General features: G+C 59.9%; 13 protein-coding genes. 3 read left to right on the forward strand and 10 right to left on the reverse strand.

Annotation, left to right across the window (positions count from 1 at the left end; genetic code table 11):
- Positions 1-19 precede the first annotated feature (19 nt).
- From ACI77D_RS15660 to ACI77D_RS15675, 4 genes are all read right to left on the reverse strand, one after another.
- Complete coding sequence (locus ACI77D_RS15660) at positions 20-1099, reverse strand: polyamine ABC transporter substrate-binding protein (protein WP_064452316.1); 1080 nt, start codon at positions 1097-1099, stop codon at positions 20-22.
- Between the two features lie 87 nt (positions 1100-1186).
- The gene (locus ACI77D_RS15665) at positions 1187-1555 is read right to left on the reverse strand and encodes a cupin domain-containing protein (RefSeq protein ID WP_064452315.1); all 369 of its coding nucleotides are present in this window, start codon (positions 1553-1555) and stop codon (positions 1187-1189) included.
- Positions 1556-1581: 26 nt separating this feature from the next.
- The gene (locus ACI77D_RS15670) at positions 1582-2988 is read right to left on the reverse strand and encodes an NAD(P)/FAD-dependent oxidoreductase (protein ID WP_407016980.1); all 1407 of its coding nucleotides are present in this window, start codon (positions 2986-2988) and stop codon (positions 1582-1584) included.
- A gap of 49 nt (positions 2989-3037) precedes the next feature.
- Entirely contained in the window at positions 3038-3847 is an 810-nt protein-coding gene (locus ACI77D_RS15675) for an AraC family transcriptional regulator (protein ID WP_064452313.1), read from the reverse strand.
- 257 nt (positions 3848-4104) lie between these two features.
- Here ACI77D_RS15675 and ACI77D_RS15680 point away from each other — a divergent pair, with 257 nt between their 5' ends.
- A complete protein-coding gene (locus ACI77D_RS15680; RefSeq protein ID WP_064452312.1) occupies positions 4105-4377 on the forward strand; it encodes a DUF1652 domain-containing protein in 273 nt (90 codons plus the stop codon).
- Between the two features lie 73 nt (positions 4378-4450).
- On the opposite strand, the gene ACI77D_RS15685 is transcribed toward ACI77D_RS15680, so the two are convergent.
- Complete coding sequence (locus ACI77D_RS15685) at positions 4451-6901, reverse strand: UvrD-helicase domain-containing protein (RefSeq protein WP_407016981.1); 2451 nt, start codon at positions 6899-6901, stop codon at positions 4451-4453.
- A 218-nt stretch (positions 6902-7119) separates the two neighbouring features.
- Between ACI77D_RS15685 and ACI77D_RS15690 the strand changes: the two genes are divergently transcribed.
- A complete protein-coding gene (locus ACI77D_RS15690) occupies positions 7120-7815 on the forward strand; it encodes a pirin family protein (RefSeq protein WP_407016982.1) in 696 nt (231 codons plus the stop codon).
- 67 nt (positions 7816-7882) lie between these two features.
- Here ACI77D_RS15690 and pgm read toward each other — a convergent pair whose 3' ends face one another.
- The 4 genes from pgm to ACI77D_RS15710 form a co-directional block, all read right to left on the reverse strand.
- Positions 7883-9526: a phosphoglucomutase (alpha-D-glucose-1,6-bisphosphate-dependent) gene (gene pgm / locus ACI77D_RS15695; RefSeq protein WP_064452309.1), complete on the reverse strand. Its 1644-nt coding sequence runs from the start codon at positions 9524-9526 to the stop codon at positions 7883-7885.
- A 106-nt stretch (positions 9527-9632) separates the two neighbouring features.
- Entirely contained in the window at positions 9633-11039 is a 1407-nt protein-coding gene (locus ACI77D_RS15700; protein ID WP_407016983.1) for a PLP-dependent aminotransferase family protein, read from the reverse strand.
- Positions 11036-12466, reverse strand: coding sequence for a hypothetical protein (locus ACI77D_RS15705; protein ID WP_221294672.1), 1431 nt, complete (start codon positions 12464-12466; stop codon positions 11036-11038). Before ACI77D_RS15705 ends, ACI77D_RS15700 begins: the two co-directional genes overlap by 4 nt.
- 716 nt (positions 12467-13182) lie before the next feature.
- Positions 13183-14205, reverse strand: coding sequence for a zinc-dependent alcohol dehydrogenase family protein (locus tag ACI77D_RS15710; protein WP_064452306.1), 1023 nt, complete (start codon positions 14203-14205; stop codon positions 13183-13185).
- A gap of 268 nt (positions 14206-14473) precedes the next feature.
- Between ACI77D_RS15710 and ACI77D_RS15715 the strand changes: the two genes are divergently transcribed.
- Positions 14474-15388 carry a LysR substrate-binding domain-containing protein gene (locus tag ACI77D_RS15715; protein ID WP_064452305.1) on the forward strand — a complete coding sequence of 305 codons (915 nt, stop codon included), beginning with the start codon at positions 14474-14476 and terminating at the stop codon, positions 15386-15388.
- Positions 15389-15402: 14 nt separating this feature from the next.
- Here the strand turns inward: ACI77D_RS15715 and ACI77D_RS15720 are convergent, their stop codons facing one another.
- Positions 15403-17472 carry a prolyl oligopeptidase family protein gene (locus ACI77D_RS15720; protein WP_407016984.1) on the reverse strand — a complete coding sequence of 690 codons (2070 nt, stop codon included), beginning with the start codon at positions 17470-17472 and terminating at the stop codon, positions 15403-15405.
- Positions 17473-17495: the final 23 nt, after the last annotated feature.

Consider the following 17495-nt stretch of genomic DNA (forward strand, 5'->3'; position numbering starts at 1 on the left):
CAGGGGTGCTGCGTTCTGCCTAGCGCCCGGTACGAATGGTGTTCCACACCCGCGTACGAATCCGGTCGATATTCAGCGGCATCGCCTCCAGCGCGAACAACTTGCCCATCATTTCCGGGCTCGGGTACACCTTGGTGTCGGCTTTGATCGCCGGGTCCACCAGGCTATCGGCCGCCGCGTTGCCGTTGGCGTAGCGCACGTAGTTGGTGATGCTGGCCATCACGTCCGGGCGCAGCAGGTAGTTCATGAACGCATAACCGGCTTTTTCGTCAGGCGCATCGGCGGGCATGGCGACCATGTCGAACCAGATGGCCGCGCCTTCCTTGGGAATGCTGTAGCCAATGTTCACGCCGTTCTTGGCTTCCTTGGCGCGGCTTTCGGCCTGCAGGATGTCGCCGGAGAACCCGACGGCCACGCAAATATCGCCATTGGCCAGGTCGGCGGTGTATTTCGAGGAGTGGAAATACGCCACATACGGCCGCACTTTCATCAGCAGGTCTTCGGCCTTCTTGTAGTCCTCGGCCTTCTTGCTGTGGTGCGGCAAGCCCAGGTAGTTGAGCGCGGCCGGCAGCAGTTCCGGGCCGTTGTCGAGGATCGCGACCCCGCACTTCTGCAACTTGGCCATGTTTTCGGGCTTGAAGATCAAATCCCAGGAGTCCACCGGCGCGTTGTCGCCCAGTACCGCCTTGACCTTGTCGATGTTGTAGCCAATGCCGGTGCTGCCCCACAGGTACGGGAAGCCATGGGTATTGCCCGGGTCGTTGTTCTCCAGGGCCTTGAGCAACACCGGGTTGAGGTTTTTCCAGTTGGGCAGCTGGCGCTTGTCGAGCTTTTTCAGGGCGCCGCCCTGGATCTGCCGGGCCATGAAATGGTTGGACGGGAACACCACGTCGTAGCCGGATTTGCCGGTCATCAACTTACCATCGAGGGTTTCGTTGCTGTCGTACACGTCGTAGGTGAAACCGATGCCGGTTTCTTTCTGGAAGTTCTTGGTGGTGTCCGGTGCGATGTAGTCCGACCAGTTGTAGATCTTCACCGTCTCGGCGGCTTGGCTGATAGAGGCCACCAACATCAAGGGCAACAGGGCAATGGCTTTCATGGTTCGATTTCCTGGCGGTTTTAGGGCTGTTTTTATGGCAGGAGAACAAAAGGCAGCTGCAAGCGTTCAGCTGCAAGCTGTAAGCTTTTAGTCTTGAGGCTTGCAGCTGGGCGCTTGCAGCATCAGTACGTAGGTCTTGCGCACGGTTTCCTGGATATCCCAGACCCCGGTGCTGTTGGCCGGCAACATCAGTGCATCGCCGGCTTGTAGGTGGACGACTTCACCGTTGTCGGGGGTGAAGGTGCAGCGGCCCTGGATAAAGTGGCAAAACTCCTGGGATTTGATCTGCCGACGCCAGCGCCCTGGCGTGCATGCCCAGATGCCGGTTTCGACGCCGTCGTTACGCTCTACGCTCAAGGTCGAGGCCACGGCGATGGGCTCGCCCAAGGGCACGGCCACAGGTGATGAGTCCGGCAAGTGGGCATTCAGCGCGTCTTTGAATTGAGTGATGCTCATGGGGCTTCTCGTGTGAGTGAAACGTCTTAGTGCATGAAACTTTCCATGAACCCCGCCACGCCGGTCGCCAACTTGCGGCGCCAAGGCGCGGTACTGGGGTTGGCCAACACCTGGTCTTCATGGACAAAACTGCGAATGATCGCGTTGTAGCCCAGCCAGCGGCATGGCTCGGGCTCCCAGGCTTTGAGCGCGTCCAGGCCACGTTCGCGGATCACCCAGGGCTGCGTGGTCAAGGGTGTGTCGAGGCCGAGAATCAGATCGGCCAGGGTGCGGCCGCCGAGGTTGGTGGCGCCTACGCCCTCCCCGCCATAACCGCCGGACAGCGCGATGCCGGTCTTGTGGTCGCACAACATGTGCGGTCGGAAGTTACGCGACATCCCAAGGTTGCCGCCCCAGGAGTGGGTAATCTTTACGTTCTTAAGCTGTGGGAAGAGTTCGCCAAACAGGTAGCGACGCAGCTCCACTTCGCTGTCGGTCAGGTCGAAGTTGTGGCGCAACTTACCGGCGAACTGGTAGCCGCCACGGGCGCCGAATACCAAACGGTTATCGGCTGAACGCTGGCCATAGGTGACCTGCCGACTGCTCTCGCCGAACGCCTGGCCATGGCTCAAGCCAATTTCATCCCAGGTGCTGGCGGGCAGCGGCTCGGTGGCGACAATCAAGCTTTGTACCGGCAACTGATAGCGCCCCAACGGCGGCAAGGTAGTGGCGTAGCCTTCGACTGCCGGCACCACCCAAGCCGCGCGCACGCTGGCATTCGCGGTGCGCAGGCTGCCGGACTGCCAATGGGTGACCGGGCTGTTTTCGTAGATGGTGACGCCCATGCCCTCCACCACTTTCGCCAGGCCGCGCACCAGCTTGGCGGGGTTGATGGTCGCGACATGGGGCGCATAAATACCGCCATAGGGCTTGGCGATGCGGATCTGTTCGGCCAGTTGTTGCGGGCCCAGCCAGCGATAATCGGCTTCGGTCAGGCCTTGGGCATAGAGCTTGTCCAGGTAACGCCGCAGGCTGCCTTCTTGCTCGGGGTAACGCGCGGCGCAGTAAAGCGCGCCACCCTTGCGGTAGTCGCAGTCGATGCCTTCGCGGGCCAGCACCCGGGCCACTTCATCGGGGATGCCGTGCAGCAGGTCAAATGAAGCACGGCGCTGTTGCGGTGAAAGCCCGGCCAGCAGGCGGTCTTCACCCAGCAAGTTACCCATCAGCCAGCCGCCGTTGCGGCCCGAAGCACCGAAGCCTGCGGTCTGCGCCTCGATTATCGCGATTTTCAACTCGGGGGCCTGGCGTTTCAGGTAATAAGCGGTCCACAGGCCGGTGTACCCGGCGCCGATAATGGCCACATTGACGTCCAGGTCATGCTCAAGCGACGGCCGTGCTTGCAGCGGCTCGTCCAACTGGTCCATCCATAAACTGATAGTGCGCCATGCCGGCATGCCATATTCCCCAACCTCGTTTCGATAGGCTGGATCCTAGAGCGCGGTGTTATTGGCTGTCTTGCGCGCGTGCACGCAGGGAAATTTGTTTGACGTAGGCCTTCGGCGATTGGCCAGTGTGCTGGCGAAACGCACTGTAGAACGCCGACAGCGAGTTGAAACCGGCAGCGAATGCCAGGTCATCGACTTTTATCGGCGGCACGGCGGTCTCCAGCGCGGCCAGCAAATGCTGGAGCCGGGCCTGGTTGACGTAGCGGTAGAAGCTCTGCCCCAGCACCTGGTTCAGCAGGTAAGAAATCTGATTGCGGCTGTAGCCAACTTCCTTGGCCACCCGCTGCAAATCCAGTTCCGGGTCCAGGTAGGGTTGCTTGAGTTCGAAGTATTGCTGCAGGTCTTTGGCCATATGCCCCAATTGCTGGGGGGACAGGCCCAAGCGGCTGACCGTCGGGCGCATGGCCTGGGTGGGCTGCTCGTGGACCAGTGACGCATACTCGTTTACACGCCAGATCAGGCCATCGCGTACGGTGATCGCTTCGCTGGTGCGAAACGACACCAGGCCCTGCCCGCCACGCAAAGTAATGCGGTACTGAATAAATGCAGTGTCACCGTCGGCGCGGATACGGTCGGTGTGCTCAATCGCCTCATCGGCGCCACGGGGCATGCTGGCTTGCAGGTAATCACGCAACTCGGCGTAACCGACGACGCGGTTCTGGAAGAAGTCGTGGTACTGGATGTCGGGGTGATAGTAGGACATGACGCCATCCAGGTCTCGATGCCGCCAACACAAATGGTGGCGCAAGACCAGCTCGCCGGTGGCGTGAGTGTTTTGGCAAGCATCGTCTGGGGCGATGTTGGGCATGTAAGGCTCGGTGACGGATAAACGACTGAGATTGCCCAATTTTAGCGGGCCCTTCAATGGCCAAACGGAACTTCTGGCTAGTGGCCTTTTGCCTAGTTTGTAGTAGGACGTGACCTACATCAACCTAACGGAAGAGAACCGCCGAACGGGGCCAAAAAACTCACCGTCGACTTGCGAACGGATGCTATTTTGAAGTGAGTCGATGCCATGACCAGTGACGGTCCTGGCCCCCTGCCGCGAGCTAAAGGAAGCGCTCAATGAACAAGGTGGGCAACATGAACAAAGTGACGTTCCCCAACGCGTGCCAGCTGATGCGCTGGCATTTTCATCCGGTGGGCTTTGAGGGGAGCATGGACGCCCCTGGCAGTATGGTCGCCCGTCTGTTCGACCGTGGCACGGGCGAAACATTGATTGCCATTGCCGGCATCCCCTGCGCGACCGTGATGAATGCCGCCGATGTGGAGCGAATCATCGAGGCGGTAGAGGATGAGCTGGAGAGTTTCGTGCCACCGCTGTCCTTGCGGGCTTGAACCCACCGATCAAACAGAAGAGATCAGCCTGTGGGAGTCGGCTTGCCCGCTCCCACAGGAGGATTGCGTGTATCTACTGATTACGCAGATCGTCAAAAAACGCTTTTCTGCCGTCGACTCGCTCTGACGCCCGGGGCACATTCACGCCCTGGCCTTCCGGCTTCTCCACATACCAATAGCAATGGCTCACCGCACGGGTAATCCCGACATAGGCCAGACGCAGCACTTCGTCTTTTTGTGCAGCGTCATACGGCTCGCTGTCACCCTCATTGCCCAGGCCCGCCATGCGGTAGACCTGGTTCTTGTAGGGCGAACTCGTAACGTGTTGGCAATCCCCAAGCAGGAATACCGCATCCGCTTGCAGGCCTTTGGCGCTGTGATAGGTCAGTTGCTTCAAGCGGCGCGCGTGCGGCGGCAAACTAGAATCCACATTAACTACCGACTGAATATGCTCTTGAATCAGTAACTTATCGCTACTTTTTCGATAAAGCATTAACACTGATTCGCCTTTTTGATAGTGCTCCAGCAACCGGCGACCCAACGCAGCATCGTCCCGCTCCAGCACCGCAACAGGCACCGTTGTTTTGGGTTCGCCACTGGCTTTGGCCTTCTTGCCGGGGATCGCCGGTGCGGCACGCACGATATGCTCGGCGGCGTCGATGATGTGCTGATGGCTGCGGTAATTCTCACTGAGCATCACGCGGGTGGTGCTCGGCGACGGGAATTCCTTGTTGAACGCCATAAAATACTTGGGCGAGCTACCGCGCCAACCATAAATCGACTGCCAGTCATCGCCCACGCACAACAAGGACGAGCGTTGTGCGCCACGGCCCACGTGCATCGCCGGGCCTCGGCTACGGATCTCGCGCAGGCTGGCCCGCAGCCAGGAGACGATCTGCGGTGAGACATCCTGAAACTCATCAATCATCAGGTGCGACATCGGCCGCAGCAGCGGGTCGCTGAGCAACTTGAGGTTTTCCGGGGTGTTTTCGCCGAACAGCGAGAACATCCGGTTGTAGGTCATGATCGGCGGGGATTGATCCAGCAGGTGGTCTTCCAGGGCCTTCCAGAAAATACTCAGGGCTTCAAAGAAGAACCGGTCCGGGTCGTCCTTGGCGAAGCTCATTTGGCCAACAGCCGTCGGTACGTCCAACCCGAGGTTCTCGATAAACCCGGCCGCCATGACAAAACTGTCCAACAGCGGCGCCGACGACAGCTCACCTTTGACCTTGTAATCAAAACCGGGCCCGGCGGCGGCGTCACCGGCAAGGCTGCTTAAAAGGCGCTTTGATGACTCGTAACTATCTATCCATATCAAAGGCTTACGGCAGAAAGCTTGAAACAGGGTGCGCTTTACCGCCCACTCCGCGCGTACCGATAGTTTCGCGTTTGGGCGACTGACCTGGGCATTTTCCCGCGAATCGAAACCCAGCATGACCCAGGCATCCAATTCCGGGATATAACCGTGGCAATGAAACTGCGCGCCGTTGATTTCGAACGTCTGGCGGCTGGGCTCAATGCCCTTGATCGGCCAGGCGCCAGCGCGAAACCACAGGTCCTCGATCACATCGCAGAGTTCTTCATCGCGCTTGGCTGCCAGTTCGGTCACGGCCACCCGCTTCTGTACGTCCGGGTGATCGCGCTCCAACTCCTTGAGTTGCAGGCCGTGACGCGCCAACGGGGTAATCAGCTCGCGAAAGCGCTCATGGCGGCCATGCAGCCGGTGATAACAGGCATTCATCTGTTGGCGCTGGGCGTCGCTGATACGCAGGTCGAATGGGTTGCTGTCGGCGTCCTCGACACCGCTGCTGAGGTTTTCGAAGGCTTGCAGCCGTTCAAACCCCGGCAGGCTGCGGACCATCGGCAGAATGCGCGAGTGAAAGGTGCGCACCACCGCCTGAGCGTCTTTGAAGCCAAGGGGTTGGCCCCACAGGCCGAGAATTTCCATGAGCTTGTTGATGAAGTCCTTGCGCGACTCGCGGGTGAACGTCACCACGGTCATCGAGCTCAGCTCAAAGCCCAAGTAATGGGTCAGCAGCAGTATGCGCAGCACCAGCGAGGTGGACTTGCCAGCACCCGCGCCCGCAATCACTGAGGTCGAGGGTGTGTCGCTGAAGATCATCTTCCATTGCGCGGCACTTGGCTGTGCATGGGCCGGCAGCAAGCGCGCCACATCAGCCTTCATGCGCTTCTTCACCTCGGCGGTGAGTGGCAGGCGCCAGTCGTCGAACAAACTGTCGTCCACACCCGGTGCACGGTGCTCATCAGGGCGAAAGTCGCGGATCAGCAACACCTGCCGACCTTGCTCTATACCGTCGGCCTTGCCCTCGCGATAACCATACTCCACACCCGCCTCATGCCCGCTGCGGAACCCATCGGCCTGACCGTGCAGCCACGAAAACCGATGCTGCGCACGCAGGCGCGTGAGGCCATGGCCAAACAACCGCGCGGCAAGGCGTTTGAGCCAGGGCATTTCGTTTATCGGGCGCAGCTCGGGGGGCAGATCAGGCGTTTGTTGCGGCACGCGGACTCCAGCGATGAGGTTGGTTTTGGCGAAGGCGCCATGGTCGCCGGAATCGGCGCTCAGTTCCAGCCAATTGCTTTGACGTCATGCAGTTAGGCGACGAAGTAAAAGTCAAAACGCCAGCAACCAATCGAATCAACTGATAGGAATCAGGCATTTTTTACGCTTTTTATCGATCTTGCACTGCAGGATGATGGGCCCATCAACAGGAGACGATCATGCTTGAACTTCGACCTTTCAATACCCTGGGCGGCGCACATCATGGCTGGCTCGACGCTCATCATCACTTTTCATTCGCCGAATACCACGACCCCAAGCGCATGCACTGGGGCAATCTGCGGGTGTGGAACGATGACATCATCGCGCCAGGTACCGGCTTCCCGCAGCACCCGCACCGCGACATGGAAATCATCACTTATGTGCGTGAAGGCGCCATCAGCCATGCCGACAACCTGGGCAACAAGGGCCGTACCGAGGCTGGCGATGTGCAGGTAATGAGCGCCGGCACCGGGATTGCCCACAGCGAATACAACCTGGAAGCCACGCCGACCAAGATTTTCCAGATCTGGATCATCCCGAATGAAGCCGGCTTGCCGCCCTCCTGGGGTACCAAACCTTTCCCGAAGGGTGATCGCGAGGGATTTGTGACATTGGCCAGCGGCAAAGCCGGTGACAGTGAAAGCCTGCGCATTCGTGCCGATGCACGCCTGGTGGCAGCCAACCTGAAAGCGGGTGAGAGTGCAGAGTATCGGCTGGACAGCGGACGTCGGGCGTATCTGGTGCCAGCGACGGGGGTGATTGAGGTCAATGGCTTACGGGCGCAAGCTCGAGACGGTGTGGCGGTTGAGGATGAGCAGGTGTTGCGGGTGACGGCGATTGAAGACAGCGAAATCGTGTTGGTCGACCTGGCCTGATGTGACGCTTTGCGCCAAGCAAAAAAGTGGGAGGGAGCAAGCCCCTCCCACTTTTGGTTTGGCGTAATTACTGGCTGATGGCGCCGTCTACCAGCACCTGTGCTTCTTCCACCAACTGCTTGAGGTGATCTTCGCCAATAAAGCTCTCGGCGTAGATCTTGTAGATGTCCTCGGTGCCCGATGGCCGCGCGGCGAACCAGCCATTTTCGGTCATCACTTTCAAACCGCCAATGGCCTGGTTATTACCCGGCGCATGACTAAGGATTTGTTGGATGCTCTCCCCGGCCAATTGCGTGGACGTGACCTGCTCCGGCGACAGTTTGCCCAACAGGGCCTTCTGCGCCGGGGTGGCCTTGGCATCCACACGAATCGCGAACGGCTCGCCCAGGGCGTCGGTCAGGCCACGGTAGATCTGGCTTGGGTCCTGGCCTTTGCGCGAGGTCATCTCCGCCGCCAACAAAGCCGGGATCAGGCCGTCCTTGTCGGTGCTCCACACGGTGCCGTCTTTACGCAGGAACGAGGCGCCAGCGCTTTCTTCGCCGCCAAAGCCCAGCGAACCTTCGAACAGGCCATCGGCAAACCACTTGAAGCCGACCGGCACTTCGTACAGGCGACGACCGATACGGGCGGCGACGCGATCAATCAAGCCGCTGCTGACCACGGTCTTGCCTACGGCCGCGTCAGCACGCCATTCAGGACGGTTCTGGAACAGGTAATCAATGGACACTGCCAGGTAGTTGTTCGGTGCCAGCAGGCCACCGGACGGAGTGACGATGCCATGGCGGTCGTGGTCCGGGTCGCAGGCGAAGGCCACGTCAAAGCGCTCTTTGAGGCCGATCAAGCCTTGCATGGCATAGCTGGAGGACGGGTCCATGCGGATCTGACCGTCCCAATCGACGCTCATGAAGCGGAACGTGGCGTCCACTTCGGTGTTCACCACATCGAGGTTCAAACGGTAGTGCTCGGCAATTGCCGACCAGTAGCGCACCCCTGCGCCACCCAACGGATCGACACCCAGGCGCAGATCGGCGCTGCGGATGGCGTCCATGTCGATCACATTGACCAGGTCGGCCACGTAGCTGTTGAGGTAGTCGTGGCGGTGCGTGGTATCCGCCTTGAGCGCCTGGGCGTGGGTGATGCGTTTGACCCCGGCCAGTTTGTTGGCCAGCAGCTCGTTGGCCTTGGCTTCGATCCACTTGGTCACGTGGGTATCGGCCGGGCCGCCGTTGGGTGGGTTGTACTTGTAGCCGCCGCTTTGTGGCGGGTTGTGCGACGGCGTAATCACGATGCCGTCCGCCAGGCCAGTGGTACGGCCACGGTTGTAGCAAATGATGGCGTGAGAAATGGCCGGGGTCGGTGTGTATTCATCGCCTTCGGCCAGCATGACGTGCACACCGTTGGCCGCCAGGACTTCCAGGGCGCTGGCACCGGCAGGTGTCGACAGCGCGTGGGTGTCCAGGCCGACGAACAAAGGACCATTGATACCTTGGGCTTCACGGTACAGGCAGATGGCCTGGCTGATGGCAAGCACATGCCATTCGTTGAAGCTCAGCTCAAACGAGCTGCCGCGGTGCCCGGAGGTACCAAAGGCCACACGCTGTGTGGAGATCGCTGCATCAGGCTGGCCTGTGTAATAGGCCGTGACCAGTCGCGGGATATCCACCAGCAACTGAGCTGGGGCCGGCTTGCCCGCAAAAGGACTGATTGTCATGCATAAACCTCGATAAAGAAGGATTCGGAAAAAATGACAGTTTACTGAGAGTTGGACTACTGCGCGACGGTATCGATCCTACAGCGGCAAGAGAAATTTCATGCACTTAGGCAATCTGTGCCTGTCGCAGCGCCTCGCCCAGTGTCGCCAGGGCAATCTCCAGGTTGGGCTGGCCATGGAAAGTATGGCTTAAACGCAGGTGCTGATGATGCAGGCCGCCGACGCTGAACAGTTCTCCGGGCGCAATCACCACCTGCCGCGCCAGCAAGTGCTGGAATACCTGGCGCATGTCCACTGTTTGAGTGGAGCTTAACCAGAACGCGCCACCCCCTGCGGGCATCCGATAGCTCACTTGATCACCCAGATGCCGGTCCAGATACTGGCTCATTTCGCTCGCCTGTTCACGCAGCAACCGGCGCAAGTCGTGCAGGTGCTGGTCGATTCGCCCACTCTGATACAAACGTGCAATCGCGCGTTGGCGAATGGAGGACAACCGGAACGAACGCAACAGGAACTGGCGCTGCAATTCGCCGCTCAGGTGCCGCGACAGCGCATAACCAAAAGGCGCCTCTGGCCCGAGTATTTTCTCGAATGAGGAAAACACCACCAATCGTTCAGGGTTGACGAGGTCGCGCAGTGCCGCCTGGGGCGGCTTGAAACCCAGCTCACCGCAGGTGTCGTTTTCGAGCAGCCAGCAATCGTACTGGTCAAGCAGTTTCGCCACGCCCAGGCGGTCGCGAGGCTGCATCGCAACCGCCGACGGCAGGCTGACCGACGATGACAGCAACACCAGGTGCACCGGCTCACTGCGCAGCATCCCTTCGAGCGTCACCAGGTCCAGGCTGCCATCGTCGCCCCAGGGCCACTCGAGGATGCGCACCCCGGCATCCTGCAGCACGCGCAGGATCAGCCAGTCGCAGGGCGACTCGACGATCACCGTGGAGCCCCGCAAGCCCAACACCTCAATGAGAATGTCGAGCACGCCTCGCAGGTCAGCACCGATATACACGTCGTCGGCATGCCAGCAACGCGTCGGCGACGTGGTATAGCGTGCCGCCAGCGCCGCTCTCAGTTCCCAAACGCCACATGGCTGGGACCACGGCTGCAAATGACGCGGATACTGGCGCACCAGCTCGCGCTCCAGCCCCAGCATGGTGCCGTCCAGCGACGCCAGCAACGCAGGTTCATCGCCGCTGAGTACCACCATGCCTGGGCGACGAGCCGCCACATAGAGGCGTTCTAGTAAATCCCCACTGGGCCATGTGTCCGGGCTACCCGTCAGCGGCCAAGCGTAATAGCCCGACTTGGCCACCGAATACACCCGGCCCTCTTTCTCCAACAGCGAGTACGCGTATTGAATGGTGGAGATCGATACATTCAGACGCTGGGATAACTGGCGCAACGACGGCAGTTTTACCCGAGCATCGCTACTGACCTCATTGATCAAGTTGATCATGTAGCGATAGACCGCCTGATAAGCGAAGTCTACTTGCCGCGCCCCTCGCAGCGTCATCGGCCGGACAGCTGACAGGCCATGCTGCCACTGGCCATGGGCCTTTGCGTTAAACCGCTACGTATGCCAGCAGGAGCAAGCGTCATCGGCCGCTTGCGGTACAGATGCTGAAGCAAGGACAGCGGCAGCCCACTGGCGTCGGCCACCCATTGCTGCAGCATCTCGGCGGCGGGCTTGCCCTGCAGCATCTTGTGCAGTTCGGGCAACGCCACCAGCATTCCGGGGTGGCACTGACGCAAGTAACCTTCCAGTCGCTCACCGTGATGGATAAAGGGTGAAAACAACAGGCAGGTCAGTTGGCTTTCATCCAGGCCGAAGAACTGCTGGGCGTAACTGCTCGACACGACGCGCTCCTCGCGGTTGACGGCCCGGGTCACCAGCTCTTCGGGAACATGCCGACGCCGCAGGTACTCACGCGCGAGCACCAGGAACTCATCGACGCCCTCCTCGTAACGCAACTCACGCAGGCATTCGGCCTGCAGGCCTCGCAGGTGCGCCATCAACAACGGATTGGCAAAGGCTGGGTGGCTGAAATGAAAGCCCAGCGGGTCCGGTGTGTAGCCCATGAACTCGGTGAGCAACGGTGCACGAGCGCGATCGATACCCTCGAGCAGGTCGGCCATTCCGATGTACGCCAAGTTGCGGTGCCCACCCGGGCTGATGTCGGCCTTTGGCACGTAGTGCTCGCCGTACAGGTCGCGGTAGAAGTCGCCGCTCCATTCATCCATGCGCTTGAACAGCCCGTTGAGCGAGGAAGGCTGGCCCTTCGGGGAGCTGACACCCCTGGCTTGGGCGGCCTTTTTCAGCCAGGCGAGGAGCTGGCTCTGTTTACGCGTGGAATCGCCGCTGACCAATGCATGCACGCCGCCTTTCCAGGCCGTGACACGCTGATAGAAATCACCCAGGGCCAAGTAGGTCTCGTTGCACAGGGTGGCGCGAATATCGCCGGAGGTCAGATGCCCCACCATCAACATGTTGCGCTGGTGGGTTTCACAGGCACGGCCGGATACCGGACGCTGGTGATTGAAGGGCAGCACCTGTTCGTTGTCGACCATCAGCAGCTCGACGCGGTGGTCATCGTGGAAAAACAATCGGGTGTAACCGCGATGAATCGCGTCGAGGGTGTCTTGAGTCATGCCCGCGTGGCACAGCGTGGCGACCCGTAGCTGGAACGTCCTGGGCGATCGCCCGGCAATACTCAGTTGTGCGGCACGCAGCAGTGCCAGGGTGTAGCTGCTGACTTCGCCGCCGCCGTGGGCCACCAGCACTTTGTAATCCCCCACTTGCTCCATTCCGCCTGCGGCCACGACGATACGCTGAATCAACAATTGAAGTGCTGTGCGCTCCGCACGTGTGAAATACCCGACTAAGCGTTGTTGAACTTGCTGGTAAACATAATTCATAGCCTGTTCGTGAATAGCGCTCATAGCTCTACTACCTGAGTTGAAATATCAGTTTCAAACAACTACCGAGCGTAGTTGCCCGATCTCTTGCATGTGTAATGACGTTGCCCGTGGCACAGTGTTCGCGATAAAAAACACTAGCATCTTGCAACAAACCGATGGACTGCGTACTTCGCACGTCCGAGAGCACTCGCGGCGCCGAAAGCCAGTGCAACAAGCATCCAGCCCATTACAGCAGTGCTCCTAGGAATATTCAGACAAACTCCTACAACCCTTTAACCATGATTTAAAAGAGCCATCCGACAAATAAAAACCACTAAACTTTGATATTCGTTTGCGTATTGATTGATATCCGCCGTGAAAGGCCCCGTTTCCTCGGAGCTGGATAAGCACTGCATCACGCGTCATGGCGGGAAGTACCGGCCGCCGTATCAGATTGTCATTCATTACTCAGTCCTTGAGTTGAAAGTGAAGCACCAATTATCAGGACTGAAATAATGAATAACAGATACAGAACCTGGCCGAAAACCAGTTCAGACAGTTATCAGGAATTACGTTGAAGAGGCACACACAAGAACGCCGCGCTGAATTTCAGGGCGGCGCCGGGGAGAAAGGTATCGTTTACAGGACTGAAGGGCACCTGCGCGTTTCAGCCACCGCGCGGGTTAAACCCTGTCAAATGGCGCATTTGCCCCATGCGCCCGGGGGTTTGAAGACTTATTTGCGAATATTCCTACATCTCAAACAGCTTCAACCTGCAACGCAACACGCTCGCGGCACGGACATTCGTCCATATAACGGTGCGCTTCCACGAACTGGTTGAACGCAAACACCGTGGTTTTCAGTGGCACCAACACCCGATCGGCCGTCAGTTGGTTGATATCGCGCAACGCACGTTGCAACGCCACATGGTCCTGAATGATGCCCAGTTCCGGCTTACCGGTGAAGTTACCGATACAGTGCACGAAGAATTGAATGTTCTTCTGGAAGGCTGCGCACGCCGGGAATGGCGTCTGGTTGCCGCCTTGCAGGCCGTAGAGCACCAGGCTGCCACGCGGCGCCAGGACATCGCCCAGCAATGACATCTGCGGGCCGCCCAAGCCATCGAACACCACATCCACGCCGCGGTTATCGGTGTACTTGTTGATTTGCATGAGCAAGTCCTGCTCTTCGGTGACGATGACCTTCTCCGCCCCCAGGGACAGTAAGTACTCACGCTCCGCGCTGTCCTTGGTCGCGGCAATCACCCGCACACCCAAGGCCTTGCCCAGCTGTACGAACGAGGGACCGGCACAGTGGCTGGCGTCGGTCACCAAGGCAAATTGACCGGGCTTGACCCGCGCCAGATCCATGTAGGCAAAGTAGGCAATCAGCAGCGGCGTGTAGTGCACGCTGGCTTGAATCGGGCTCAAGACGTCCGGGTAGCGGGTCAAGGCCGAACGGGGCAAGACGATCTGCTCGCCATACACCGGGTAATCATTGGGGCTCTCGGCCGGAAAACTGGCCACTTTATCGCCCACAGCCAAATCATCCACGCCCTCACCGAGGGCGACGACCACACCGGCCATTTCATGACCAAGGCCGGACGGCAAACGTGCATGCGAGGACGCCAGGTTCTGGCGCCACAAAATGTCATACCAGCTGATGCCAATCGCTTCGACACGCACCTGCACTTCGCCCGGTGCGGGCTGTGCGGCTGCATGCTCTTCGCATTTGAGCACCTCGGCCGGACCAAACTTGTGAAAACGGATCGTGCGGGACATCGCAAACCTCGTCAAAGTAACCTCTAATGCCATGAACTCTATCTGGGCTTTCCAGCTAAGGCCATCGGTCGGCGTTAATAGTCGACATGCCTGTCATTGATTCCGCAACCGAGGAATAGACCTCAACTCCTGTAGGAAAACTCAATTATCTTGTGCAGAGTACCAGCCTTTCCCCGTAAGATTCATGCCGGTCATGCGTCTAAGTGGAACCTGAGGGTTCTGAATATGGCCGTTCACGTCAAGTTTGCTGACTCTTCCAGGACACAAGATGAACCGTAACGACCTGCGTCGTGTCGACCTTAACCTCTTGATCGTATTCGAAACCTTGATGCATGAGCGCAGCGTGACCCGCGCCGCCGAGAAGCTGTTCCTCGGCCAGCCGGCCATCAGTGCGGCCTTGTCGCGTCTGCGCGGGCTGTTTGATGACCCGCTGTTTGTGCGCACCGGGCGCAGCATGGAGCCGTCGGCACGCGCTGTAGAAATCTTCGCCCTGCTCTCCCCGGCCCTGGACTCGATTTCCACCGCCGTGAGCCGTGCCGCCGAGTTCGACCCGGCCACCAGCACCGCCGTGTTCCGTATCGGCCTGTCCGACGACGTCGAATTCGCCCTGCTTCCCCAATTGCTCAAACGCCTGCGTGCCGAAGCCCCCGGCATCGTGCTGGTGGTGCGCCGCGTCAACTACATCCTGATGCCGGGCCTCCTGGCCTCCGGTGAGATCTCCATCGGCGTCAGCTACACCGCCGACCTGCCGGCCAACGCCAAGCGCAAAGTGCTGCGTCGCAGCCTGCCGAAACTGCTGCGTGCCGACAGCGTGCCCGGCTCGCTGAGCCTGGACGACTTCTGCGCGCGCCCCCACGCCCTGGTGTCCTTCGCGGGCGACCTGAGCGGGTTTATTGACGAAGAGTTGGAAAAGCTCAATCGCAAACGCCACGTGGTACTGGCTGTGCCGCAGTTCAATGGGCTGGGCACCTTGCTGGCGGGCACCGACATTCTGGCCACCGTGCCGGACTATGCAGCCGAGGCCCTGACAGCGGCGGGCGGCCTTCGGGCCGAAGACCCGCCGTTGCCGGTGCGTAGCTTTGAACTGCATATGGCCTGGCGCGGGTCGCAGGATAACGACCCGGGAGAGCGGTGGCTGCGGTCGCGGATTCAGATGTTTTTTGGCGACCCGGACAGCCTCTGACCCGCCGGCCTCGGTCAATCCCCGCCGACGCTCAACTGCTCCCACAAAAAGCTGTACACCAACGCTTTCATGTACGCACTCTGCGCGTTATCCGCCGCACCTCCATGGCCCCCTTCGATGTTCTCGTAATAGGTCACGTCCTGGTTGGCCTCGATCATCCTGGCCGCCAGCTTGCGGGCGTGGGCCGGGTGTACGCGGTCATCACGGGTGGAGGTGGTGAACAGCACCGGCGGGTAGGTCTGCGCCGGATCGAACAGGTGGTAAGGCGAAAAAGTCTGGATGTAGGCCCACTCTTCGGGCACGTCCGGGTTGCCGTACTCCTCCATCCACGAGGCTCCGGCCAGTAAGTGGTGATAGCGCTGCATATCGAGCAACGGCACCTGCACGACAACGGCGCCTAACAGTTCAGGGTACTGGGTCAGCATATTGCCGACCAACAGGCCGCCATTGCTGCCACCTTGCACGCCCAAATGCCGGGGCGCGGTGATTTTTCGGCTGATCAGGTCTTGCGCGACCGCAGCAAAATCTTCGTAGGCACGCGCGCGATTGTGCTTGAGTGCGGCCTGATGCCAACGCGGGCCGTATTCGCCACCGCCGCGAATGTTGGCGACGGCATACACCCCGCCTTTGGCAAGCCAGGCGCGGCCCAGCCCGCCGGAGTACTCCGGGCACAGCGAATACTCGAAACCGCCGTAGCCATAGAGCAAGGTTGGCGCACTGCCGTCGTACTGCAACCCTTGCTCATGCACCAGGAAATACGGCACACGAGTGCCATCCCTGGACACTGCAAAATGCTGTTGCACCACGTGGCGACTCGAATCGAAGAACGCCGGCATGGCTTTCAGCACGTGCGGTTGAGCGCCGATTTGAGCCAGTGAAAGCGTGACCGGCGTGAGGTAGTCCCGCGTGATCAGCCAAACCGCGTCGCTGTCATCGCTGTCGACCGCTCTCACGTCCACAGTCGCCATCGGCGGCGCACCGATAAATGCACTGCGCGTCCAACCTTCGGCGCCAGGCGTCAGCACGCTGAGACGGTTCCTGACGTCATCCAGCACGTTCAGCACCAAGTGGTTGCGCGTCCAGTCCATGTCTGCCAGCGAGGTGCTGTCAGACGGCACGAACAACACGTCGAAATCGCGCGCGCCGGCCATGAAATGTTCAAACTTGATTGCCAACAACGAGCCGGCCACATAGCCGTCACCCACTGGCCAGTCGTCACGTAGTTTCAGCAGCAGCCAGTCTTTGTGCAGCGATTTTTCGGCCGAGTTAGGCGCGTCGATTTTGCTCAGTTTGCCGTCGCCGACCCGCAGGTACAGCTCATCGTTGTAGAACGCCAGCGTACGGCTGACGAAATCACGTTCGTAGCCCGGCGTACTGTCGTGCATCGCCGCGATATACATATCGTCGTGCTGGCCTTCGTACACAACACTGGCCGCGCTCAGCGGCATTCCGCGCTGCCATAGTTTGACGATGCGCGGGTAGCCCGAGCGCGTCATGCTCGCCGCACCGAAATCGGTGAACACATACACGCTGTCCTGGTCGATCCAGTCCATTCCGCCCTTGGACTCGGGCAGTTGGAAGCCGTCTTCGACCCAGGCTTTGCCGACCAGATCAAATTCGCGCGTCACGCTGGCATCCGCCCCGCCACGGGACAGTTCGATCAGGCAGCGCTGATAGCCCGGTTGCGAATGGCCCGGTCGCAGACAGTTGGCGCCATGCCATACCCAGTTCTCGCCCTCAAGGGTGTTCAAGGCATCGATATCCAGCACGGTTTCCCATGTGGGTTGGGCCTTGCGGTACTCCTCCAGCGTGGTGCGACGCCAAAGGCCGCGTGGGTGCGCGGCGTCAATCCAGAAGTTGTAATAGTGCGCGCCGATTTTTTCCACGAATGGGATATTGCTGTCGCTATCCAGCACCGCCAGCAGGTCGGCCTGCAGCGCCTTGAAGGCGTCCGATTGCGCGAGGCGCGTATCGGTTTTCAGGTTCTGCGCCCGCACCCAGTCCAGCGCCCTGGCGCTGTCGACCTCTTCAAGCCATAGGTACGGATCGTGGAGCGTGGTGGGTTCTGTTGGGAGGTTTGACATGGTCGAATCCTGTCGAAAGCTGT

The organism is Pseudomonas sp. O39 (assembly GCF_045447295.1).
Classification (GTDB): Bacteria; Pseudomonadota; Gammaproteobacteria; order Pseudomonadales; family Pseudomonadaceae; genus Aquipseudomonas; species Aquipseudomonas antarctica_A.